The following is a 22,190-nucleotide window of genomic DNA, read 5'->3' on the forward strand; positions in this document are numbered from 1 at the left end:
CCGGGCCCTCAACTTGCCCCAGCCCTGAAAAGACCGCACCACACAAGCACAGAGTCCCCGTCAGCGAACCGACGAGGACTCATGAACGATCGAGGTTAGAGGGCAAATCCTTGCGTACCGCGCCGTAGGCTGCGCGGCATGACCAAATGGTTCACGGCGGTCTGGCCCGTCGTCACGTTTATCCTCGGCGGTGGCTCCGCGTACCTCCGTGACTTCATCACGGAGAGACGCCAGATAACCCGCGATGCCAAAGCCCGCCAAGCCGAGCGGGACAAGGTCATCACCGAACGGCGTGAGACCTTCGAACTCGACCACCTTGAGCGCCTCAACGAAGCCCTGCATAGGCTCGGCCGTGCGGCAGGACGCGCCCACGACACGGACATGAGGACCTCCCGCCAGGACTGGCGTCTACGCCGGCACTCAAATCGGCGATGAGGTCGCCGAGGAGTTCCGCCAGGCCAACCGAGATGTGACCATGCTGCGGCACCTGGTCCTCAACGAGGAACTCCGCGAGAAAGTGAGGCGAGCGCACAACGCTGCAAACGTGCCCGGCTCGATGCACCGTAGCGATCCGCAGGTCGCCGAACAGCGGTTCGCGGAGGCCATCATCTTGCTCGACGAAGCGTATGCGGCCATCGCCGCGCGCATCCGGGAGATCTACTTGACGGCGTCGCTTCCGACCAGCGGCAGCTAGTCTTGCCGCGGCCGCGTTCGGGGTCGGTAGCCTCGCGTCATGCCTGACTACCTGACCGTCTCCACCGCCACCGAGACCCGCGAACAGGCCGTCGCCCTAGCCCAATCCGCCGTCCAAGGCCGACTTGCCGCAGGCACCCAGATCATTGGCCCCGTCACGTCCGTGTTCTGGCATGCGGGAGAGTTCGGCACTAGCGAGGAATACCAACTGCTCCTCAAGACCACCGGCTCCCGCTACCCTGAGCTGGAAGCCCACCTGATCGAGCATCACCCCTGGGACAACCCCGAGGTGTGCGCCACCGAGATCGTGCAGGGCACGGCCGGCTACCTGGGATGGGTCGACCGCACGACTACCGACTAGGCCGTCTGCTCCATCAGTTCGGCCACCGCGGGCACCGTCCCGTGACCGAGGGCGAGGCGGACACGACCTGCTCGATACGGCGGCCGGGCCGGGTGGACGCCACCCCTTCGGCCAGTTCCACGGCGCGCGTGGCCACCCTCGCCGCTTCCTCGACCTCACCGGCCAGCGCGTACGCCTCGGCCAGCCACGTCGAATACAGAGCCTTGTCCCGGGCGTGCGCGTCGTCGAACTGGGCGAGGCCGCGCAGAGGGAGCGGCACCGCGCGGAGCGGCCAGCGCAGCTCGGTCCAGCAGCGGCCCGCCATGATGTCCAACTCGACGTGGTCCACCCACGCCGACCAGTCCGGTTGCGGCTCGCCGGCGTCGTCCGCGTCCCGCGCGGCCGTCAGCGCTTCCTCGGTGCCGTCGGCGTCCTGGGCGACCGCGTGCGCCCACGCGTTCCGTTCCCACAGAAGGGCGCGGACCGTGGCCGGGGTCTCCTCTGTGATCGCCTCGCACGAGTACGCGGCTATGGCGGCGGCCGAACGCGGGTCGGAGTTTACCCGCCGTCAGTGGGGGCTCTGAAACGTCCATAGGGTTCAGAAAGCGCAGGTCGGATGCACTCCGATCTGGGCTCTTCCGTGGGGTCTGTGAGACGAGTGTGAGACGTCGGCGTCTGCTGTCAGGACGCGTGTTCTGTCGAGGGCTCCTGAGCACATTGCGCCTTGCCGCTGGGCGAGTGTGGTTTGCCCTTGCCGCTCGGGGACACGTGGCTGCCGCAGTTCCGGCAACGCCGGATCTGATGCTTGTGGGCGCCCGTGTCGGGTGCGTCGACGTGGTCCACGACCTGGTGAGCTTCGCCGCTCACCTGCGGCAGCTCGCCCGCACCGTCCGCACCTTCAACCACCCCCCTCCCGTGGAGCGTGCGGCATGACGACCACCATCCCCTGCAGCACGGCCGGTGCCGCACCCACAACCCCGTCGGCGACAACGACGAACCCACCCGTACCAGCGAGACCCTCACCGTCACCCTCGTCCACGGGGAAGAGGCCCACCTCTCAGGGGACGGACCGCTCGACCTTCTGCGCGCCGAACTGATCTGGGACGAGTGCTTCGTCGATGGTTCCCTGTGGGTCGCCTCCGACTACGACGACGAACTCGCCCTCGACCGGGTCCGGGGCGAGAACCTCGCCGATCGCCTCGAAGCCCTCGCCCGCCAGTTGCGCGTCCTGTGCAAGCAACTGCCCGCTCAGGACGAGGACACTGTCACTGGTCCTCCCGCCGCCGCTGCGGCGTAGCACCAGATCACCAGACGGCCCCGAGGCGTCCCCGAGCTGACCCTGCGACGCGGCCGTGGCCAGACAGATCGAGCGGGGCGGGTTCGTAAAGGCGGGCGTCGTAGAGCTGCGATGGGGCCGGTCGGAAAAACCGCGGCCAAGACATCTCGAAGGCGCCGTGACTGGTGCGAATGCACCCCACGGAGGACCACAGCCCTGTAGGCCACGGATGAATCGAGGTGGCCGTACCGGATCGGGTGGGTACGGGCCCGTTGCGTTGTCCATATTGCAGACTTCTGTTGAGGAGGCGACGGTCAGCAAGCCGCTTGCGTCTGTCCCACTCAGCTTCTTGAAGGGACCGTTGCACCGCAGGTTCATCTTACATTATGGTATTACGAGTGTAATCCAATTAGTCGAGGCGGCCGACCGTGATCTGCCCTGACCCGGCGACGAGTTGGACTCACTGCACCGCAACACAGGCGGACCACCGAGGGGAGCAGGGCGATGAAGGGCACAATCACCGTCATCGAGAAGGGCACCTTGCGGGTGCATAGCTACATGGCGCCCGAGGCCGGCATCAACGTCACCACCCAACTGATCGAGACCCCGAGCCGCCTCATCGCAGTGGACGGCCAGGTCAACGTCGCGGACGCCGACGAAGTTGCCGAGTACGCCAAGGGGCTCGGCAAGCCGCTGGACCGGCTCATCATCACCCATGAGCACCCGGACCACTTCCAGGGCGCGGCGCGCTTCAACGCTCCCATCCACGCATTGCCGGCCGTACGTGATCAGATGGCGGCGCGAGGCGACCTTCGGGATCTCAACGGCGTCCCGGTTCTGGCAGCGGAGGTGGCTCCCACCGTCCTGATCACCCCGGGTACCGAGGTCATCGACGGCGTTCCGTTCGTCTTCGAAGCCGTCTCAGGCGGGGAAACCGCCGACCAGCTGCTGATCCGGCTGCCGGAGCACGGCGTGATGGTGGCCCAGGACCTCGTCTACCACCAGACCCACGTGTTCGTCGGCCACAACGACATCGACCGCTGGCAGGTCATCCTGCAGGACCTCGCTGATCCGGCCTACGAGACGATCCTGCCCGGGCACGGGCTCCCCGCGGGACAGGGCGTACTCACCGAGATGGCCGAGTATCTGCAGGTCGCCCGCGAACTCCTCGGTGACGACGGCCAGGCCTACAAGGAGGCCATGATCAAGCGCTTCCCCACCCATCGCATTCCTTTCATTATCGACATCGGCAACTACTACTTGTTCGGCACCCGGCCCGCCTGAACGACTCGCTCTCCGGACAAGCACCGGCATTGCTCCGACCGGCACCACCGCCCATTCCTGGACAGGTCAGGAGAATCTCCCGGTCGGAGCCTGCCCGGTCCTCGGTACGTCGGCGATGCCCTGCTCCCGACGGGGACGATCAGGTTGGCAGCGTGAGGCGGCCGCGCGACCCGCGTTGCCACGTGGGACTGCGGTCCTTGTCCACCAGGGCCGCGCGAACACACTCCAGGAAGTCCGGCGTCCGGGCGATCGTGCGCGTGAGGGCGAGTTCGGCGTCCAGGCACCCCCGCAAGGTGTGCTGCCTGCCCCGGGCCACCAGAGCATGCGGTTGCCGGAGGTGTCGTGACAAGGTCGGCCCGGACGGATGGATGTCAGGGCCACGGCGTGAATCCTTCGTGTTGTACGGACCATCCCTCGGCGGGGAATCCGGGGCGGTCGGTGTCGGCTCCGTCCCAGCCGGCGGCCATGAGGGAGACGGCCGCGAGGAGGGCGCCGTTGGAGGGGAGGTAGACGGGTAGGAGACTGCCGATCTGGGGAGTGTGGCCGGTGGCGAGGTAGTGGTTCTTCGGGGTGTCCATCAAAAGGGCGTCCACGGCGAGTGCGGGGCGGCCGACACGGGTCGCGGTCATCGCCAGGACAGGGAAGTCCCAGCCCCAGGCGCTGTTCCAGTCCCAGTTGTCCCGCACGTCCTGGAGCGTCGCCGTCATGACGGCCGGATCGACGAGCGGGGTGGCCGGGAGGAATCCGAGCGCGCACAGCAGCGCGGGGTGGTCGTCCCGCCGCAGATACGGCTCGGTGGCGATGGCCGTGTACAGGCCGTCGCGCTGGTAGGGGGCGGCCAGGCCGTCCTGGACGTGCTGCCAGTGCTTGTGCCGCTCCAGGCCCCCGCGCTCACGCCACCTCTGCGCGATCTCCAATCCCCACCACCAGTAGGCGAGTTCGAAGGTGGGGTCCTCGGTGGTCGTCGCCTCGTAGAACTCCTGGGCCGGGACCAGCGGAGCCGGCAGGTGGTAGACGCCGTCGCGTTCCTCCACGAACGAGACCATGAACGCGGCGGTGTCCTCGACGAGTTCGGCGAAGCGCGCGATCAGGTCCGACGCGTCCGGCCGCGCGCGGTGGAGCAGTTCGAGGAGGTAGAGAGGGTGGGGCTGCTGCCAGATGAGGAACACGCCGATGTCCGAAGGGCTTTCGCGACCGTCGGGACTCGTCTGCTTGGGCCAGCGCGCTCCCCCGTAGCGCTGCCGCCGGGCGGTGGCGCGGGCCTCGGGGAGGATGGACCGGTACCAGTCGAGGCTGCGTTCGAGGAGCTCGGGGCGGCCCCACGCGGCGAAGTGCGCGGCGTGCCACCAGTGCATCTCCAGGTGGTGCTTGCCGTGCCAGGAGTTGGTGATCAGGCCCGTCTCCTGGGGCGGAAGGACACCGGAGCAGTTGACCGCCGTGAGGTACTGCGAGAGCACGACCCGGCGCTCCAGTTCGGCGGCCCGGGGGTCGGTGCTGCCGGTGAAGTCGATGGCGGCACCGGACTCCCAGAAGCCGCGCCAGTGCTCGGCCGCCGCCTCCGAGAGCGACGCGAAGGTGGTGCCGTCGGGGCCCGGTTCGTCGGCCGGGGAGAAGGCCACGACGAGTTCGAGGACGTCGGACGGCGTGGTCAGCACGTACTCGTGGGGGTTCTCCGACGGTCGTACGTCGCCTGCCGACCAGGTCAGCCGAACCGTGTACGTGGTGTCGTCGAGGGTCCGGCGGACGGCGCACTCCTGTGGGCCGGCGGGCTGGAGTTCGGTGCGGTGGCGCTCGGGCACCGTCCAGTCGCAGGTCTGGAAGAAGCCGTCACTCGCGTACGGGAAGCGCAGGACGATCCCGGCCCGCCCGTCGGCCAGCAGCGGGGACTCGATCCGGAAGGACACGCGGGCCCGCTCCGGATCGGCGACCGTGGTGACCTTCACCTCGTGGTCGGCGTAGCGGAACCGGCTGCTCAGGCTCCCGGTCCACAGGTCGAGGCTCTGGTGCGTGTCGCGCAGCGCGTCGGGGGTGGTCTCCGGCTCGGCGCCGGGTGAGGTGCGCAGCAGCAGGCCGACGCGGCCCAGGTCGAGGCGTTGTGGGTTGGCGCTCAGCCAGGCGCCGGCCCGCATCTCCGCGGGCAGATCGCCGCCCATGAGGGCGGCCAGCCCGAACCTGTCCGGGTAACTCACCGTCCCCCGGGCGCTGTGGTGCTCGGACATGGCGTCCGCGAGGGTGTGCCCGTCGGGGTTCGGCATGGCATGCCAGCCCCAGGTGGTCATCGTTGCGGTGTTCACCGCCAGCCGGCGTTCCGCCATCGCGGCGGCCTGGTCGTGGTAGGCGGGGAAGGACTGCATGCCGGTGATGTCGGCGGTGTAGGCGAAGTCCCCGTTCCCCACGGTGAGGACGGTGGCGGGATCGGCCTCTGTGATGTGCACGGCGTGCCGCCGGACCAGCGATTTCCTGTCGATCACGATGATGGTGCCGCTTTCCTTATTCGACGGTGATGATGCACTCGACCGGTTCGCAGTCCGGCGCGTTGGCCAGAAGGCGGATTTTCCCGGTGGCGGTGGGGCGTACGACGGCCAGGGCACGGCCCTCGTAGGTCAGGCGTTCGGTGGCGTCGAAGCGCTCCTCGGTCGCCGGGGCGGCGCTGCCGAACCCGACGAGTTCCCCAGTGCCGGAGACCTCGACGGTGACGGGGCGGTCGGCGGCGCTGTGGACGGTGCCGTGCGCGTCGGTCAGGGTCAGGCTGACGTACGCCAGGTCGCCGACCGTCGCCCGGACGACCTGCCGGTCGGCCTCGGCGTGGAGCCGGAGGGGGCCGTTGGCCCACTGGAGGCCGGTGCGGCCGGTCTCGACGCCGTCCTTGTAGGCGACGGCGACCAGGTCCCCGGGGACGTACACGATGTCGAACTCGGTGCGGAACCGGTGCTCCGCACCCACGGGCCGCCGTCCGAAGGAGTTGCCGTTGCCCAGGAGTTCGACCTCGTCGGCGTCGCTGTAGACCTCGACGGTGATCGGGTTGCCCTCCCAGCCGGGCCAGGTCCAGGAGGCGATGCTCTCGCTCCAGGCCCACGGGCTGCCGATCGGGGTCAGGCCGTGGGTTTCGGGTCGCCGGACGGCGATGTACGGCTGGGTGCGCAGGCCGAAGACGATCTCGCGGTAGTACGAGACCGGACGCCGGTGGCCGGTGATGTCGATGTCCCCGCACCCCGCGAGCAGTTGGGGGAAGGGGGCGGTGTGGACGGGCCGGGGGTTCTCGGGTGTGGCGAACTGCTGGCGCCCGATGCCGACTTCGCCGAGGTAGTCCCAGCCGGTCCAGGTGAAGTCGCCGATGACATGGCTGTGTTCCTCGACGAGCTTCCAGTTGCCGTCGATGCGGGTCGGGAACGTCTCCGTACCGAGGATGATCCGGTTCGGGAAGCGCTCGCGGTCGAGGGCGTAGCGGGCCTCGGCGTAGTTCATCCCGGCGACGTCGAGGACGGCGAACGACTCGGCCGTGCGCTCGGTGACCAGGTCGGAGGCGCTGATGTGGTTGATCATGTCGCCGGCGTCGGCCATCTGGGAGTTGATGCCCCCGCCGTCCTGAGCGCCTTGCTGGTGCTGCGCCCGCAGGGTGGCCAGCTCGGACATGACGGCGAGGAAGCCGTTGACGGCGTTGGTGACGTAGCGGGTCGGGTCGAGGGAGCGGACCTTCTCCGCGAGCTTGCGGCCCAGGGCGGCGCCGGCGGCGGATCCGGCCTCGGGGATCTCGTTGCCGATCGAGTACATGATGACGCTGGGGTGGTTGTAGTCCTTGGCGACCATCGCCTCGACGTCGCGCTCCCACCACTCGGGGAAGTGCAGGCTGTAGTCGAAGCCGTTCTTGGCGGACGTCCACACGTCGAAGGTCTCGTCGACGACGTACACGCCGAGCCGGTCGCAGGCGTCGAGCATCGCCCTGCTCATCGGGTGGTGGGACATGCGGATCGCGTTGAAGCCGGCGTCCTTGAGGAGCCGCACCCGCCGTTCCTCGGAACGGGCGTAAGTGGCCGCGCCGAGCGGGCCGTTGTCGTGGTGGACGCACGCCCCGCGCAGCTTGACCGTACGGCCGTTGACGCGCAGGCCTCGCTCGGGGTCGAGCTGGAGCGTGCGGACGCCGAAGTCCGCCGTGTCGCTGTCGAGGAGTTGGTCGCCGTCGGTCATGGTGACCTCGGCGCGGTAGAGGTGAGGGTTGCCGGCGTCCCACAGGCGCGGCCCGGACAGGTAGAGGCGCGTGCGGACCAGGGACTCCTCGCCCGGCAGGACGGTGACCTTCGTGGTGTCGCCCGTCACGGCGTCACCGTCGGCGTCGCGCACGGCGATCGCGAGGTCGAGGGTGTGCCGGGCGATGGAGTCGTTGCGCACCCGGGTCGTGACCTCGACGACCGCGCGGCCGTCCTCGACGTCCGGCGTGGTGACGCGGATGCCGTCGGGCACGATGCGCACCACGTCGCCGGTGAGCAGCCAGGTGTCACGGTAGACGCCGGCGCCGCTGTACCAGCGGGAGTCCTGGTGGGCGCGGGCCTCGACGCGGATCTCGTTGTCGGCGCCGTAGCGCAGGTGCTGGTCGGCGTCGACGGTGAAGTGCGAGTAGCCGTACGGGCGCTGGCCCGCGTAGTCGCCGTTGATGTGCACGGTGGCGTCGCGGTAGACGCCCTCGAACTGGAACTGGACCCGCTTGCCGCGCAGTTCCTCGGGCACGAAGAACGTCTTGCGGTACTCGTAGACACCGCCGGGGAAGTAGGCGCCGGCACCGCCCTCCATGGTCACCTCGCCCTCGCGCGGCACACGGTCCTCGGCGATCATCGCGTCGTGCGGGAGGGTGACGTCCTGGAACGGGGCAACGGGGCCGGACAGTTCGGCGAACGGGTTCACCTTGCGCCGGAACTGCCAGTCGTCGTTGAAGGAGGTGCGGATCATTGCCTGCCTTGTCTGTCGTCACCCGGCCGGCCCCGGGAGGGGGACCGGCCGGGTCCGGAATCCGGTTCGTGGGTGGGGGAGTTCAGGCGGCCCGGCCCGCTTCGACGGTGTCGACGCGGCGGGCCTTCGGGATCGTGGCGACCAGCAGGGCACCCAGGGCACAGGCCCCGGCGACGAAGAGGAAGCCGTCCGCGAAGCCGCCGTCCAGGTAGAACTGTGTGCCCTTCATGACCGTGCCGTCCTGGGCCATCACCGTGAACACCAGCTGGGCGATGATCACTTGCAGCACGCCCTGCACCAGCCACTGGGAGCCGTTGGCCAGGGCCTGCTCCTCGGGTGCCACCGACTCGATGACCATGATCGGCAGCACGGAGACGACCAGTCCCATGCCCGGTCCGGCGATCAGGCCCATCAGCACGAAGTGCCAGATCTCCGTGTGCAGTTGGGAGGCGACGGCGTATCCGGCGGTGGTCAGGACACCGCCGACGGCCAGCAGGAGACGGGTGTCGAAGTGCCGGGCGAGCTTTCCGGCACAGAGCGCCACCACGATCACCAGGACGCTGATCGGAGCGGAGACCGTGGCGCTCTTGGTGACCGACCAGCCAAGACCGTCGGACACCGTCGGTATGGCGGGCATCAGGGTGAGCAGCATGGTGACGGTGCCCACGGCGTAGGTGGCGCCGGCGGCGACCGAGGTGGCCAGGAAGACGCTCCAGACCCGGCGTCGCCTGATCAGCGTGAGCGGGACGAGGGGGTGGGCGGCACGGGCCTCGTAGGGCAGGAACAGCAGGACGGCCAGGGCCCCGAGACCGATCCAGGTCAGGGTGTTCCCGCTGGTCCAGCCCCAGTGGGAGCCCTGCCCGATGCCGTAGACGACCGCGCTGAGACCGCCGCCGAGCAGCAGGCCGCCGATCCAGTCCATCCGGTGCCCCGTCTCGCGCACCGGGCTCTCCGGGACGCAGAACAGCTGGAGCAGCAGACACACCGCGGTGGAGACGACGAGGAACCACAGCGCGCCGCGGAAACCGTGGTTGTCGATGAGCCAGGCCGAGAGGAACGGACCGCCAAGACCGACCAGGCCGACGCTGCCGGCCAGGATGCCGCTGGCGGTGCCGACCCAGCGTCGCGGGAAGGCGTCGCGGGCGGTGGCGTAGGCGATGAAGACCGTGGGGCCGTAGGCGCCGGCGATGAAGCGCCCGGTCAGCAGGACCGAGTAGTCGGTGGCGAGGGCCGCGATCACATCGCCGACCAGCCCGGCCACGGTCGCGACGACCATGACCCGCTTCTTGCCGTACAGGGCCGCCGCCTTCATCGCGAACGGCGTCAGAAAGGTGCCCACGAGAGCGGAGCCGAGGGTGAACCACGCGATCTGCGTGGTGCGGAAGTGGATCGCCACCTCGGCCTGCGAGTTGCCGCTCAGCAGTCCCGCGACGGGGTTCAGCGCGACGGTCCAGAGCAGGGCGATGAGTACGAGCAGATGCCGTGAGGAGAAACCGGCTTCCGCGGTCGGGGCGTCCGAGAGGGTCTCGGTGGAGGACATGGGTCACCTTTCCGGTGGGGACCTGGCATGCACGGTGAATGAATCGTTTCAATCGGGGGGTTTCGGGCGGGGTGATCCGACTGGAAGCATTTGATTACTTCACGTTACTGATGCGTATCAGTGAAGCGCATCAGTAGAAAACATCCACCGCGACGGGACAGCAAGACGCCTTGCGGTAACGAGTAGGTAACGTGAACGCTCGGTGAGTGAGGGGCTCAGCTGGAAAGACGTTCGACGAGGCGCAGGCTGGTGCCGAGCGAGGGAAGGCTCGAGGCCTGTCCGGAGAGGCCGGCCACCACGGCTTCGGCCCGGTGGCGGCCGGCTTCCCGGAGGTCGTAGAAGACCGTGGACAGCGGAGGAGCGGCGAAGCGTGCCACGGGGATGTCGTCCGCGCCGATGACCGCGAGGTCGTCCGGAGCGGCCAGCCCGAGGTGCCGCATGGCCGCGAGCAGCGCAATGGCGTGCTCGTCGTTGAAGGCGCAGACGCCCGTGACCGCATCTCCCGTCCACTGCCGGACCACGGGGGCGAGAGCGGCGGTCTCCAACTCGGCCGCCCCGAGAGCGAGCGGTGGTGTGAGGCCCGCGTCCACGCAGGCGTCGTTCACTCCCCGCAGTCGTTCCTCCCCCATGCGGCGGAAACGTGACGGAGCGGGCAGCAGGTAACCGACGCGGCGGTGGCCGCGCGCGATCAGATGCTCGGCCTGGACCCTGCCCAGCGGCTGCATGCCGGAGAGGTGATCATCGCTCGGAGGCAGTACGACGGTCACGCCGAGCCGGTGCAGGGCTTGGACGGTCGCCGCGTCGAAGCCCTCGAAGCCGAGCACCGCCGAGGCCCCCACCGCGGCGCACACGTCCGGAAGGGGCCTGCTGCGCGCGCCCATCAGATGGGTCACCAGGGTGAGGCCGTGTTCGGCGAGGGAGGTGGTCAGCTCTTCCACGAAGCGGCTGATGCTGGGGCCGATGGGCAGGTCGGGCACGGACAGCAGAACGACATCGCTGCGGCCGGCCGCCAGAGCGCGGGCAGAGGCGTGCGGCCGGTACTGCAGGCGTTCGGCGGCGGCCAGGACGCGCTGCCGGGTCTCCTCGGGGATGGACTGGCCCGGCCTGTTGTTGAGCACGTAGCTGACGGTCGTGGGCGAGACGCCGGCCGCTCGGGCGACATCGGCGCTCGTGGTCCGCTTCGTGGGGCGCTGCATGACCCTCTGATCGTCCGAGCCGTCGGCGCAGCGGGGCCTGGGTCTCACCCCTCGCGCCCTGCCCTGCCGCCTGCCGGCGTCGGCAGGCAACCCCATGGTACGCGTCGCGCTGAGCTGCCACTGATGCGCGTCAGTCCATGACGTGAAAGGCCCGTCCGTCTCACGCCAAGGCCGCTCCGTTCTGCCCCGGCCTACCGGAGAGCGCCAGCAGGGCCGAACGACAGTGGCAGGAAACGCTCTGCCCTGCGGGAGCAGCCGAACGTGTTCGGGTGCAGGCCGTCGGGGAGGTCGGTGACGTCCTCGGAGCCGAACAACCTCGTTACGTCGATGTAGTGGAGCTGGCCGTCGCTGTCCTTACGGCGGCGGGTGACGAAGGCAGGCCAGATGCTGGTGGGGCGGTCTGCTCCCGAACATCGGCTGATCGGGCTGCGGTGCTGCACCCGTGCGATCCGCTCGTCGGAGCCGGTCGCACCGACGCCCCGTCCGGCACCCGTACGTCGACCCCCTGGACGTCGCGCGCGTTGGGCAGCCAGATCTCGACGCGTCGCTCCCCGGCCTGGGCGTCGACGCCGAAGCGGATCGTGGCGGGGTCCGCTGGATGATGTTCCAAGGCCATGGTGGCCAGCGTGGTACTCCCGGAAGCGAGAATCGCTCGGTGGGGCGTAGCCGAGGTGCCGAGGTGTAGGTGTCCCCGCCTGACCAGATGCCTGGTCTGCATGGAGCCCATCTGTTCCGGAGGACTCGGAGGACGGGCCGCTGAGCACAGCGCCGTTGCCACGAAGGTGCTGCTCTCACGCATCGTCCGCTGGTCGCCTCGTCGATGTGCCCGAGAGAGATCCCCGCCGGCGTGTGCTCACACCACAGCGCGGCCACGGGCTGGCCGGAATTCTGGCGGCGGGAGCAGCGCCAGCCCATGGCGCTTCAGCTCATCCATCAGCGCTTCCATGCTGAGTCCCAGAACACGGCCGAGAGGTCAATCCGGCAGGACGAGCAGCACCCGAGCGGACGACAGGGGGGGACGTAGTTCAACCGACGCACGGCGTCCATCACCCGTTGCCGGGTCTCGTAGGGGATGGACTGGCTCGGGGTGTTTCAGTACGTGGCGGTCGTTCTGGACAGCCCTGCGGCCCGGGACACGTCAGGCGCCGTGACCCGCGGATGGCTCTCCGTCTCCGCCATCACGTCTCCTCTCCCGGCCAGCGGCCGCTGGCGTGATCTTCCGGACGCTTGCGTAGTGAATCGATTCAGCGACTGGCTGTGAAGGCCGCGGTGCAGCAGCTCCGATTCCTCCTACCAGGGCGGTATGCCGTGGTCATTCTCAAGGAGGACCGGCGTGCACGGACAGGTTCGTCGGCACCAGGCGGTAATGCGAGCACAGGCACGATGTGCCGACACCCCTCCTCCCGGCAGGCTGGTGATCCACCCGAACCCCAGATCTGGAGTCCGTTTCTCGTGGCTACCTTGCTCTATCGGCTGGGCCGCGGCGCCTTCCGGCGGCGCTGGCTCGTGACGTTGTTGTGGGCAGTGATCCTCGGTGCCGTCGGCCTCGGCGCCGCCACGGCACCCGCCGCCTCGGACAGCAGCACGTCCGTCATGCCAGGCATCGAGGCGCAGAAGGCCTTCGATCTGATCGGAGAGCGTTTCCCCGGTTCCGCGGCCAACGGCGCCAACGCGCAGATCGTGTTCATCGCCCCCGACGGGGAGAAGGTGACCGCGGCCGGCAACCGTGCCGCCGTCGACGCGCTCGTGAAGCAGGCGGCCGGCGAGACCGAGGTCTCGTCCGCCGTGAACCCGTTCACGGCGGGCGCCGTGAGCAAGGACGGCTCCACCGCCTACGCCACGGTGAACTTCAAGGTGAAGGCCGCCGATCTCACGGACGCCGACAAGGCCGCCTTGGAGAAGGCCATCGACAAGGCCCGCGCCTCCGGGCTCACGGTCGAGGTCGGCGGCACCGCGCTCGCCGAGCAGCCCGCGGCGGGCGGCTCGGCGGAGGCGATCGGCATCGTCCTCGCTGCCGTCGTCCTCCTGATCACCTTCGGGTCCCTCGCGGCCGCGGGGCTGCCCCTGCTCACCGCGATCGTCGGTGTCGCCGTCAGCATGGCCTCCATCATGGCCCTGGGCAGCGCCCTCGGTCTCTCCATGACGACCGGCACGCTCGCCACCATGCTCGGTCTCGCCGTCGGCATCGACTACGCCCTGTTCGTGGTCTCCCGCTACCGGGAGGAGCGCGCGGCCGGTCACCATGCGCGTGAGGCGGCCGGGCTCGCCGTCGGCACGGCCGGCTCCGCCGTGGTCTTCGCCGGTCTCACGGTCATCATCGCGCTGGGTGGTCTGTCGGTGGTCGGCGTTCCGCTGCTCACCAAGATGGGCCTGTGCGCCGCGGGCGCCGTGGTCGTCGGCGTCCTGATCGCCCTCACCCTCGTTCCCGCCCTGCTGGGCATGTGGCCGGACGCGGTGCTCTCCCGCCGGGTCCGCAAGGGCGGCTCCGCCGCGCAGCGCTCCGACAACGCCGGTTCCCGGTGGGCGCGGTTCGTCCTGCGCCGACCGGTTGCGGTACTGCTGGCCTGCGTCGCCGGTCTGGGTGCCCTCGCCCTGCCTGCCACGCACCTGGAGATGGGCATGCCGGGGGCCGAGTCCCAGCCCGTCTCGTCGACGGAACGGCGTGCCTACGACGCGCTCGCGGACGGCTTCGGCGCGGGCTTCAACGGGCCGCTGACGATCGTGGCGGACGTCAGGAGCGCGGACGATCCTAAGGCGGCCGTCAAGGAGATCACCAAGGAGATCGGGGCCACCCGCGGGGTCGTGTCCGTCTCCGCCGCGCGGTTCAACCAGGCCGGCGACACCGCGCTCTTCTCGGCGGTACCGGCCACCGGTCCGAACGACGAGAAGACCAAGGACCTCGTCCAGACCATCCGTGCCGAACGCGCCGACCTGGAGAAGAAGACGGGCGCGAGTTACGAGGTCACGGGCAGCACCGCGATGAACATCGACGTCGCGCAGGCCCTGCGGGACGCGCTCGTGCCCTACCTGGCCGTCATCGTCGGCCTGGCACTCGTGCTGCTGCTGGTGGTCTTCCGCTCCGTACTCGTGCCTGTCAAGGCGGCCTTCGGGTTCCTGCTGAGCGTGCTGGCCGCCCTCGGCTCGGTGGTCGCGGTCTTCCAATGGGGCTGGGGCGCGGGTCTGCTCGGCGTGGAACAGCCGGGCCCGATCATGAGCCTGATGCCGATCTTCCTGGTGGGTATCGTCTTCGGCCTGGCGATGGACTACGAGGTGTTCCTCGTCGCCCGTATGAGGGAGGCGTATGTCCACGGGGACCGCGCCCCTCAGGCGGTCGTCACGGGATTTCGGCACAGCGCACGGGTGGTCGTTGCCGCGGCCGTGATCATGATGGCGGTCTTCTCCGGATTCATCGGCGCCGGCGAGTCGATGATCAAGACCATCGGCTTCGGCCTCGCGGTGGCGGTACTGTTCGACGCCTTCGTCGTACGGATGGCACTCGTTCCGGCGGTGCTGGCACTGATCGGCGACAAGGCGTGGTGGCTGCCCCGGTGGCTTGACCGGCTGCTGCCCGACGTCGACGTCGAGGGTGCCGGTCTCACCGCGCAGTCCACGCCCGGTACCGGCCTGACGGTCGTCGAGTCCGCGCCGCAGGAACCGGCCCGTACCTGAGATGACGCGTACGTGCGGGCCGCGGTGTCGGATCTCTCGGCTCCGCGGTCCGCACGTGTGCAGGTAATCTGCCTCTGGAACCACCCTCGGAGTGTGATGAGCACAAAGTGGCTGAGCCGGGTCTCGGCCCGACCGCAGGCCGTCGAGACTGCGGCACTGTTCCTGCTCGCGGTCCTCACCGTCCCCGGCGTCGTCCTCACCCGGGCGCTCATCTCCGAGCCCCCGGCCCTGTGGCCGGGCATCAGCCTGGCCCTCGTGGCGTGCACTTCAGTGCGCTGGCGGGACGTCCGCCCTCTGCCGGTCTTCGCCGTCACTCTGCTGTGCACCATGGGCCAGGGACTCCTTGGCTATCTCCTGACCCCCCTGCTGATGGGGCCGCTGCTGATCGCGCAGTACGCCGTGAGCGTGCGGACTACTCGTCGGACGACCTGGAACTGCGCGCTGGCGGGCGCCGTCGGCATGATCGGCACGGGCCTGTTCTTCTCTGCCTTCCACGGCTCGCTGATCCTGGCCGTCGTCAACCCGGCCGCCTGGGTACTGCTGTCCGCGGCCTTCGGCAGTTATGTCCGGGTACGGCGTGAGTACGGGGCGGCCCATGCCGAGCACGCCGCCCGTGAACGCGAGGAGGAGGCACGGCACCGGGTGTTTCAGGAACGGATGCGTATCGCCCGGGAGTTGCACGATGTGGTCGCCCACCACCTGACCCTGGCCGACGCCCAGGCCGGCACCGCGGCCCATCTCGCACGGACCCATCCCGAGCAGGCGCTCGACATCATCGGCAAGTTGCCCGAGGCCACCGCCGCCGCGTTGCGTGAGCTCAAGGCCACCGTCGGCCTGCTGCGCGAGGACACCGACACCACCGACCTGACCCCCGCACCGGGGCTGGGCCAACTGCCCGACCTGGTCGACGCCTGCGCGGCGGGCGGCCTGGAGGTCACGATCGGTGTCGATGGACGACCTCGCCAGCTCACCCCCGTACTCGACCTGACGGCGTACCGGATCATCCAGGAAGCACTGACCAACGTCTCCAAGCATGGCGCCACCCGCACCGCGCGGGTGCGCCTCTCCTACGAGCGACTCTGGCTGACCCTGACCGTCACCAACGACACCGCTCTCGACCAGCGGTCCGCCGCGGCCCGTTCTCCAGGCGGCTTCGGCCTGCTGAGCATGCGCGAGCGCGCTGTGTCCGTGGGCGGTACCTTCCACGCCGGGCCGCGCCCACAGGGCGGCTTCGAGGTCGCCTGCACGCTTCCGCTCGACGGCGGCGAAGACAGTCCCGATCACGGCCCCAACGAAAGCCCCGCCACATGACCATCCGCGTCCTGCTCGCCGACGACCAGGCCCTGCTGCGGGCCACCTTCCGCATCCTCATCGACTCGGACGAGGACCTGACCGTCGTGGCGGAGGCCGCCGACGGGCAGGAGGCCGTCGACCTCACCGCCGCGCACCGGCCCGACGTGGTCATCATGGACATCCGCATGCCGAATCTCGACGGGGTCAAGGCCACCGCCGCCATCTGTGACCGACCCGAACTGGCGGGCACTCACATCCTCGTCCTGACGACCTTCGAGAACGACGAGAACGTCGCCAAGGCAGTGCGCGCCGGGGCTAGTGGCTTCCTCGGCAAGGGCGTCAGCCCCGAGGTTCTGCTGTCGGGCATCCGCACGGTCGCTGCAGGCGACTCTCTTCTCTCCCCGGCCGCCACGCGGACCCTCATCACCCGCTTCCTGGCCACCCCGGACACCGAGGACTTTCTCGGCCTTCCCGACGCCGTCAAAGCGTTGACCGACCGGGAACGCGAGGTCACGGTGTTGGCCGCGCACGGCAGGTCCAACGCCGAGATCGCCGACCGGCTCGTCGTCAGTCCGCTGACCGTACGTAGTCACATCCAGCGGGCCATGATCAAGGTCGGTGCCCGCGACCGCGCCCAGCTCGTCGTCATTGCTTACCAGAGCGGTCTGGTGAAGCCACGCCCGCATGCCGACAGCTGATGTGACGGCCATTGGCTGGCAGCGCTGGTTCCGGGCTGTGGCGCGCCAGCGGTGCGTTCCGTCAGCGGATGGGGCTTGAGGGAGCGGCTGCAGGCCGAGGCTGTCGTGCGTGTTAGCGCCGGAGATGCCCAGCGACAGGGGCAGTCCGTTGCGGTCGGTGATCAGGTGGATTTTCGATCCCGGCTTGTCGCGGTCGGTCGGATTCGGTCCGGTGAGCGGCCCCCTTTTGCCGCCCGGACGCTGACGGAATCGATGGCGCATCGCGACCAGCCCAGCTCGCCCCGAGCCCCGATTCGTCGAGGAGCACCCGGTAGGCGGTGGGCCAGGCTGGTCCGAACACCGGAGGCAACTGCCGCCAGGTGCAGCCCGAGGTGGCCGCGAAGATGATCGCCGCCAGACATTCACGATCCCCAGCTCGTCGGCGGCCGCCGCCCTGCGGGCGTATGACCTCCGCCGGCGGGACCACCCGCCGGAACAGCGTCCACAACTCGTCTGGCACCAGCCGCTCGATCAGCTCCGCCATGTGCGGTTCAACGAGCGATCGCACCATCAGAAACGACGTCTTAACCGCCGTAACCTCAGCTGCTGGAGATCTCCAGAGGTCACCGAAAGGGCGTCAACCGGTTCACACGGTTGTCTGCCGCGTCTCGGCATCCCGTTTGGTCCCGGGCACGATGCGGACCGGTCCGCATCATGGCTGTCACCGTGCTGCGTTGCGCGGTCCGGTCGGGGCGGGCAGAGCACCGGATCCGGCCTTGCTCCAGGTGTCCGGGGCTCAGCTCCGCGTGCGGCTTTCGGACGCGCTGCGACTGTGTGCGGCCTGCGACGACCCTCTCACTCGCAGCTCCGGGTGGATCTGGTAGTGGCGCGCAGTCGTTCGCTTGCCGGAGATCCGCTCCATCAGCAGTTCGATCGCTTTCGCGCCCATCGTCTCGCCGAACTGCGAGACGGTGGAAAGCGACACCAGCGGGTGGCCGGCAACGGGGATGTCGTCGTACCCCACCACGGAGACGTGTCTGGTGGACAGTCCCAGATCCGCGAGCGCACGCAGCACGCTGATCGCCAGAGTGTCGTGACCGGCGAAGACAGCGGTGATCGAGGGATCCCGGCTCATCAACTCACGCGCCACGGCGTATACGTCGTCCGGTGCGTCACCGCAGTATTCGATGATCGGCTCCAGGCCGGCGTCGGAGGTCATCTGCTCGTACGTCAGCAGCCGGAGCGCGTGCGGGGTGCGCGGTGGGGTCTCCGGCTGCATCCGCATCGTGAGGTGCGCGATCCGCTCGTGCCCGAGAGTGCGCAGATGATCTAGGGCCAACCTCGTACCTGCGACGTCATCGTTGGTGACCGTGTCGTAGTTGACGGAGTCGTCGTGCCGCCCGATGAGAACGACCGGAAGCTCGAGGGCGAGGGTCTCGAGCCAGGCCGGCGTGACCTCGGGCGAGATCGCGATGAGGCCGTCGACCTGGCGGTCGGCCAGATTCTCCAGGACCGGCGCACCGCTGAGCTCGCCGATCCCTGGGGCGATCATGAGCTGGTAACTCGAGCCCGCCAACCGTGCGGCCGCACCCTGCATGATCTGGGTCAGGAAGTCGTTGCCGAGGTTGGGGATCTCCAGGCCGATACTGAAGCTCGACCCTCTCATGGCCCTGGCCGCGATGCGGGGCCGGTATCCCAGCTCCTGGATCGCGGCCTCCACGCGCGTCCTCATGGCATCGCTGACCCCGTACGCGTTGCGGATCACCTTGGACACCGCCCCCTTGGACACTCCTGCGGCCTTGGCCACGTCATCCATCGAGGGGCGCCGAGTAGCACCGGCGGACGTATCCGATCCCACGGTCACCTTCCTTGTCGAAACCCACCGCGAGGCTACCACCGGGCCCTCGACTCCTGTGCCGACCTCGTAGACCGATCGCCGCCGAATCCGCTCGCGCGCGCACGCCGCACGCTGCCGCTGAGCAGCACTTACCCTCCAGGCGCGCCGCCGTGTCGGCGGCCCGCGGGCCTGGAGGAATGAGTTTCGTCAACCGGTTGACACTCATCCTCCCGAGGCCTACGGTCACTATCACATTGCCGGACGTGTTCTGTTTCAGATGGAAAAACACGAGGCCGTACCGTTCAGGCACCACGTTATGTTTGGAACCAACGGAGCATTTCATGCGCAGAAATCGTGCATTCGTGGTCGTCGGCGTCAGCGCGGCCGCGGCTCTGGCACTTGCCGGATGTTCGACCGACCCGAATTCCGGCTCGGGGTCCACCTCCGGCAGCGGCGGCAAGACCCTCACGGTTGCCGGCTGGTCCGATGACGCTGTGATGACGGCGGTCATCGCCCAGTTCGAGAAGGACAACCCGGGCGTCAAGGTCAAGTTCACCGGCTATCCCTGGCCGAGCATCCTGACGCAGATCAACACCCAGCTCGTGTCGGGCACCGCATCCGATGTCGACGTCGTCTTCCCCGGCAACGGAAACCCGATCACGGCCCAGACCCTGGCCAAGGGCAACTACCTGGCAGACCTCTCCTCCGAGAGCTGGGCTTCGAAGTTCAACGAAGCGACCAAGAAGGTCATGAGCGCCGACGGCAAGGTGCTGATGGTGGCCAACAACTCGACCATCATCCCCGCCACGTACAACACGCAGGCGCTCAAGGCCATCGGGAAGTCGGCGCCCACCACGTGGAGCCAGGTGCTCGACCTCTGCTCGGCCGCGAAGGCCAAGGGCAGGGTGGCCTACGCGATGGCAGGCCTCGCCGGCGGTACCTTCAACTACCTGCCCTACGCCCTCACCGCCACCCTCGTGTACGGCCCGAACCCGGACTTCTCGGCGCAGCAGGCAGCCGGCAAGGCGACGTTCAGCGACTCCCAGTGGACGACGGCGCTGACCAAGTACAAGCAGATGCTCACCGCCGGATGCTTCACCAAGGACTCGCTCGGAACAAGTCTCGCTGTCGCGCAGAAGCAGGTCGCCACGGGTGGCGCCCTCGGCATCGTGACGGTGAGCAACCAGATCGTCGACATCCAGAAGGACGCGCCGAGCGGAACGACGTTCGAGACCGCCGCGCTTCCCGCGACGGACAAGGCCTCGCAGACCGTGCTGCCGGTCGGCTTGGGCGCCGGCTATGGAGTCAACGCCAAGGGCAACGTCCCCCTGGGGAAGAAGTTCCTCGACTTCTACATGTCGAAGGAAGGGATGGACGTCGCGGTCAAGGCCGGATCCATCTTCCCCAGCGTGGCGGTGGACGGATTCAAGCCCACGCCGGCTCTGGCGGGGGTCTCGGACCAGGTGAGGGGCGACAAGACCGCCGCGTTCCCCGACCAGACATGGCCGAACGCCAACGTGACCCAGGTCTACCAGGACCAGCTGCAGAAGCTCCTGGGCGGACAGGCCTCGGTCAAGGACGTGCTCGCCGCAATGGACAGCGCCTACAGGGGCTGAGTGGGAAGAAGGGGCGGCGCGGCGCGAGGAACACGCGCCCTGCTGTCCTCTGCGAGGGACGTCAAGGAGTCTCGTCATGGCAACAAGTACTGATCTGGCACGCACGGACGCGCCGGCACCCGGACCGAAGCGTCGGTACCGCAGTTACGCCCAGTCGGTGTGGTGGTTCGTTCTGCCCGCAGCCGCGCTCTACGCGTTCGCGGTGATCGTTCCTGCGGTACAGGGCAGCCTCTTCGCGTTCACTGACTGGGACGGTGTGTCGACGGCCAAGCAGTGGGTGGGCCTGCACCAGTTCCGGTCGATCATCGACGACCCGAACAGCCTCACGGCGATCAAGAACACCCTGCTGATCGCGGTCACCGTCACTGTCGTCCAGAACGCCATCGGCCTGCTCATCGCCCTCGGTGTGAACTCACAGATCAAGTCGCGGAATGTCCTGCGGGTTCTCTTCTTCGCGCCGGTGGTGATCACGTCGATCGCAGTGGGGTTCCTCTGGCAGAACATCCTCGCCCCAGAAGGGGCACTCAACCAGGTTCTCAAGGACATCGGTTTCGGTGGACTGCGGCAGAATTGGCTCGGCGACCCGAAGGTCGCGATCTGGGCGATCATCATGGTGGTCATCTGGCAGTTTGTCGGATATTCCATGGTCATCTTTCTTGCGGGGCTCCAGGGAATTCCGGACGAAGTGATCGAAGCGGCGGCGCTCGACGGCGCCGGCCCGGTGCGACGTTTCTGGTACATCGTCCGCCCGATGCTGGCCCCGGCGTTCACGATCAACCTGATGCTCTCCCTCATCGGGGGCTTCAAGCTGTTCGACCAAGTCTTCGTCATGACCCAGGGTGGACCTGGCGGTGCGACCGACACCATTTCGACGCTGATCTACAAGAACGCCTTTCAGCTGGGGCGATTCAGTTACGGCGCTGCCCTGGCCGTAGTGCTGAGCCTCTTTGTGGCTGCGGCCTCGGCGTTCCAGTACCGGATGATCTCCAAGAACGAAGGCTGAGATGTACCGCTATACATGGAGGACAGGGATCCTCGAAGCCGTCATGATACTGACGGCCCTGGTTTTCATGTTCCCAGTCTTTCTGCTCTTCAACATCGCTTTCAAGGCTCCTGGCGACCAGAGTTCGACCCTTGCGCTTCCCAAGGATCCGACGTTCCAGAACTTCGCCGACGCCTGGCGCCAGGGTGCTCTCGGCGGTGGGCTCATCAACAGCGCGGTAGTGACGATCTCGACCATTGTCCTCCTGGTCGTCGCCGCTTCGTCTGCGGCGTACCCCCTCTCCCGGCTGCGCTCGCGATGGTCGACCGCCAGCTATTTGGCGTTCCTGGTGGGACTCCTGCTGCCGATGCAGCTCGCCCTTCTCCCGCTGTACCAGACGATGCGCGACCTGCACCTGCTCGGCTCACTCGGCGGTGTCATCCTCGTGAACGTCGGCCAGTCGATGCCGTTCACGATCTTCCTGTACGCCGGCTTCATGCGCGCGCTGCCCCGTGATTTCGAAGAGGCTGCCGCGCTCGACGGCGCAAGCCCATTCCGGGCTTTCTGGTCGGTGGTGTTCCCGCTCATGCGGCCGATCACGGGAACAGTCGTCATCCTGAACGCCGTGTTCACCTGGAACGACTTCCTGCAGCCGCTGCTCTACCTGTCGGGTTCGGGGAACAAGACGATCACTGTTGCGGTCTACGGATTCGTGGGACAGTACGGCGCCCAGTGGAATCTGATTTTCGCCGGGATCATCATCAGCATCGTGCCGGTCCTGATTGCCTACTTCCTTCTGCAGCGCTACATCGTTCAGGGATTTGCGGGCGGCCTCAAGGGCTGAAC

18 protein-coding genes and 1 pseudogene are annotated in these 22,190 nt (G+C 68.3%); 11 read left to right on the plus strand and 8 right to left on the minus strand.

Annotated elements, in window-relative coordinates; all coding sequences use genetic code 11:
- The first annotated feature begins 138 nt into the window (after nucleotides 1-138).
- Genes ABZ887_RS47195 through cutA form a run of 3 tightly spaced genes read left to right on the plus strand, consistent with a single transcriptional unit; the run spans nucleotide 139 to nucleotide 1,054 of the window.
- Nucleotides 139-435, plus strand: a complete 297-nt coding sequence (locus tag ABZ887_RS47195; RefSeq protein ID WP_361305173.1) for a hypothetical protein — start codon at nucleotides 139-141, stop codon at nucleotides 433-435.
- A 40-nt stretch (nucleotides 436-475) separates the two neighbouring features.
- Nucleotides 476-694 carry a hypothetical protein gene (locus ABZ887_RS47200; RefSeq protein ID WP_361305175.1) on the plus strand — a complete coding sequence of 73 codons (219 nt, stop codon included), beginning with the start codon at nucleotides 476-478 and terminating at the stop codon, nucleotides 692-694.
- Nucleotides 695-733: 39 nt separating this feature from the next.
- On the plus strand, nucleotides 734-1,054 hold the full coding sequence (gene cutA / locus ABZ887_RS47205; RefSeq protein WP_361305177.1) for a divalent-cation tolerance protein CutA: 321 nt from the start codon (nucleotides 734-736) through the stop codon (nucleotides 1,052-1,054).
- 13 nt (nucleotides 1,055-1,067) lie between these two features.
- Here cutA and ABZ887_RS47210 read toward each other — a convergent pair whose 3' ends face one another.
- Nucleotides 1,068-1,382 carry a hypothetical protein gene (locus ABZ887_RS47210; protein ID WP_361305179.1) on the minus strand — a complete coding sequence of 105 codons (315 nt, stop codon included), beginning with the start codon at nucleotides 1,380-1,382 and terminating at the stop codon, nucleotides 1,068-1,070.
- 573 nt (nucleotides 1,383-1,955) lie between these two features.
- On the opposite strand from ABZ887_RS47210, the gene ABZ887_RS47215 reads away from it, so the two are divergent.
- Both ABZ887_RS47215 and ABZ887_RS47220 read left to right on the plus strand, forming a co-directional pair.
- Nucleotides 1,956-2,330 (plus strand): hypothetical protein, encoded by a 375-nt coding sequence (locus tag ABZ887_RS47215; protein ID WP_361305181.1) that lies wholly within the window; start codon nucleotides 1,956-1,958, stop codon nucleotides 2,328-2,330.
- 483 nt (nucleotides 2,331-2,813) lie between these two features.
- Nucleotides 2,814-3,593, plus strand: a complete 780-nt coding sequence (locus ABZ887_RS47220; protein ID WP_361305183.1) for an MBL fold metallo-hydrolase — start codon at nucleotides 2,814-2,816, stop codon at nucleotides 3,591-3,593.
- A 139-nt stretch (nucleotides 3,594-3,732) separates the two neighbouring features.
- Here ABZ887_RS47220 and ABZ887_RS47225 read toward each other — a convergent pair whose 3' ends face one another.
- From ABZ887_RS47225 to ABZ887_RS47245, 5 genes are all read right to left on the minus strand, one after another.
- The gene (locus tag ABZ887_RS47225; RefSeq protein WP_361305234.1) at nucleotides 3,733-3,909 is read right to left on the minus strand and encodes an enoyl-CoA hydratase/isomerase family protein; all 177 of its coding nucleotides are present in this window, start codon (nucleotides 3,907-3,909) and stop codon (nucleotides 3,733-3,735) included.
- A gap of 55 nt (nucleotides 3,910-3,964) precedes the next feature.
- Nucleotides 3,965-6,064, minus strand: coding sequence for a hypothetical protein (locus tag ABZ887_RS47230; RefSeq protein WP_361305185.1), 2,100 nt, complete (start codon nucleotides 6,062-6,064; stop codon nucleotides 3,965-3,967).
- 19 nt (nucleotides 6,065-6,083) lie between these two features.
- Complete coding sequence (locus ABZ887_RS47235; protein ID WP_361305187.1) at nucleotides 6,084-8,534, minus strand: glycoside hydrolase family 2 TIM barrel-domain containing protein; 2,451 nt, start codon at nucleotides 8,532-8,534, stop codon at nucleotides 6,084-6,086.
- An 82-nt stretch (nucleotides 8,535-8,616) separates the two neighbouring features.
- The gene (locus ABZ887_RS47240) at nucleotides 8,617-10,074 is read right to left on the minus strand and encodes an MFS transporter (RefSeq protein ID WP_361305189.1); all 1,458 of its coding nucleotides are present in this window, start codon (nucleotides 10,072-10,074) and stop codon (nucleotides 8,617-8,619) included.
- 215 nt (nucleotides 10,075-10,289) lie between these two features.
- Complete coding sequence (locus ABZ887_RS47245) at nucleotides 10,290-11,270, minus strand: LacI family DNA-binding transcriptional regulator (RefSeq protein ID WP_361305191.1); 981 nt, start codon at nucleotides 11,268-11,270, stop codon at nucleotides 10,290-10,292.
- Nucleotides 11,271-12,722: 1,452 nt separating this feature from the next.
- On the opposite strand from ABZ887_RS47245, the gene ABZ887_RS47250 reads away from it, so the two are divergent.
- The 3 genes from ABZ887_RS47250 (at nucleotide 12,723) to ABZ887_RS47260 (ending at nucleotide 16,930) form a co-directional block, all read left to right on the plus strand.
- Nucleotides 12,723-14,939 carry an MMPL family transporter gene (locus tag ABZ887_RS47250; RefSeq protein WP_361305193.1) on the plus strand — a complete coding sequence of 739 codons (2,217 nt, stop codon included), beginning with the start codon at nucleotides 12,723-12,725 and terminating at the stop codon, nucleotides 14,937-14,939.
- 96 nt (nucleotides 14,940-15,035) lie between these two features.
- Nucleotides 15,036-16,250, plus strand: a complete 1,215-nt coding sequence (locus ABZ887_RS47255) for a histidine kinase (protein ID WP_361305236.1) — start codon at nucleotides 15,036-15,038, stop codon at nucleotides 16,248-16,250.
- Nucleotides 16,247-16,930 carry a response regulator transcription factor gene (locus ABZ887_RS47260; RefSeq protein ID WP_361305195.1) on the plus strand — a complete coding sequence of 228 codons (684 nt, stop codon included), beginning with the start codon at nucleotides 16,247-16,249 and terminating at the stop codon, nucleotides 16,928-16,930. The genes ABZ887_RS47255 and ABZ887_RS47260 overlap by 4 nt, the downstream gene beginning before the upstream one ends.
- A 102-nt stretch (nucleotides 16,931-17,032) precedes the next feature.
- Here the strand turns inward: ABZ887_RS47260 and ABZ887_RS47265 are convergent.
- Nucleotides 17,033-17,453 (minus strand): annotated as a pseudogene (locus tag ABZ887_RS47265) (transposase); the annotation flags it as partial.
- 252 nt (nucleotides 17,454-17,705) lie between these two features.
- Complete coding sequence (locus tag ABZ887_RS47270) at nucleotides 17,706-18,725, minus strand: LacI family DNA-binding transcriptional regulator (protein ID WP_361305197.1); 1,020 nt, start codon at nucleotides 18,723-18,725, stop codon at nucleotides 17,706-17,708.
- A 362-nt stretch (nucleotides 18,726-19,087) separates the two neighbouring features.
- On the opposite strand from ABZ887_RS47270, the gene ABZ887_RS47275 reads away from it, so the two are divergent.
- The 3 genes from ABZ887_RS47275 (at nucleotide 19,088) to ABZ887_RS47285 (ending at nucleotide 22,188) form a co-directional block, all read left to right on the plus strand.
- Complete coding sequence (locus tag ABZ887_RS47275; protein ID WP_361305199.1) at nucleotides 19,088-20,362, plus strand: extracellular solute-binding protein; 1,275 nt, start codon at nucleotides 19,088-19,090, stop codon at nucleotides 20,360-20,362.
- Between the two features lie 76 nt (nucleotides 20,363-20,438).
- Complete coding sequence (locus ABZ887_RS47280) at nucleotides 20,439-21,365, plus strand: sugar ABC transporter permease (protein WP_361305201.1); 927 nt, start codon at nucleotides 20,439-20,441, stop codon at nucleotides 21,363-21,365.
- Between the two features lie 43 nt (nucleotides 21,366-21,408).
- Entirely contained in the window at nucleotides 21,409-22,188 is a 780-nt protein-coding gene (locus ABZ887_RS47285; protein ID WP_361305203.1) for a carbohydrate ABC transporter permease, read from the plus strand.
- The last annotated feature ends 2 nt before the right edge of the window (nucleotides 22,189-22,190 follow it).

Origin of the sequence: Streptomyces sp. NPDC047061, from assembly GCF_040643955.1 — a bacterium.
Lineage (GTDB): Bacteria > Actinomycetota > Actinomycetes > Streptomycetales > Streptomycetaceae > Streptomyces.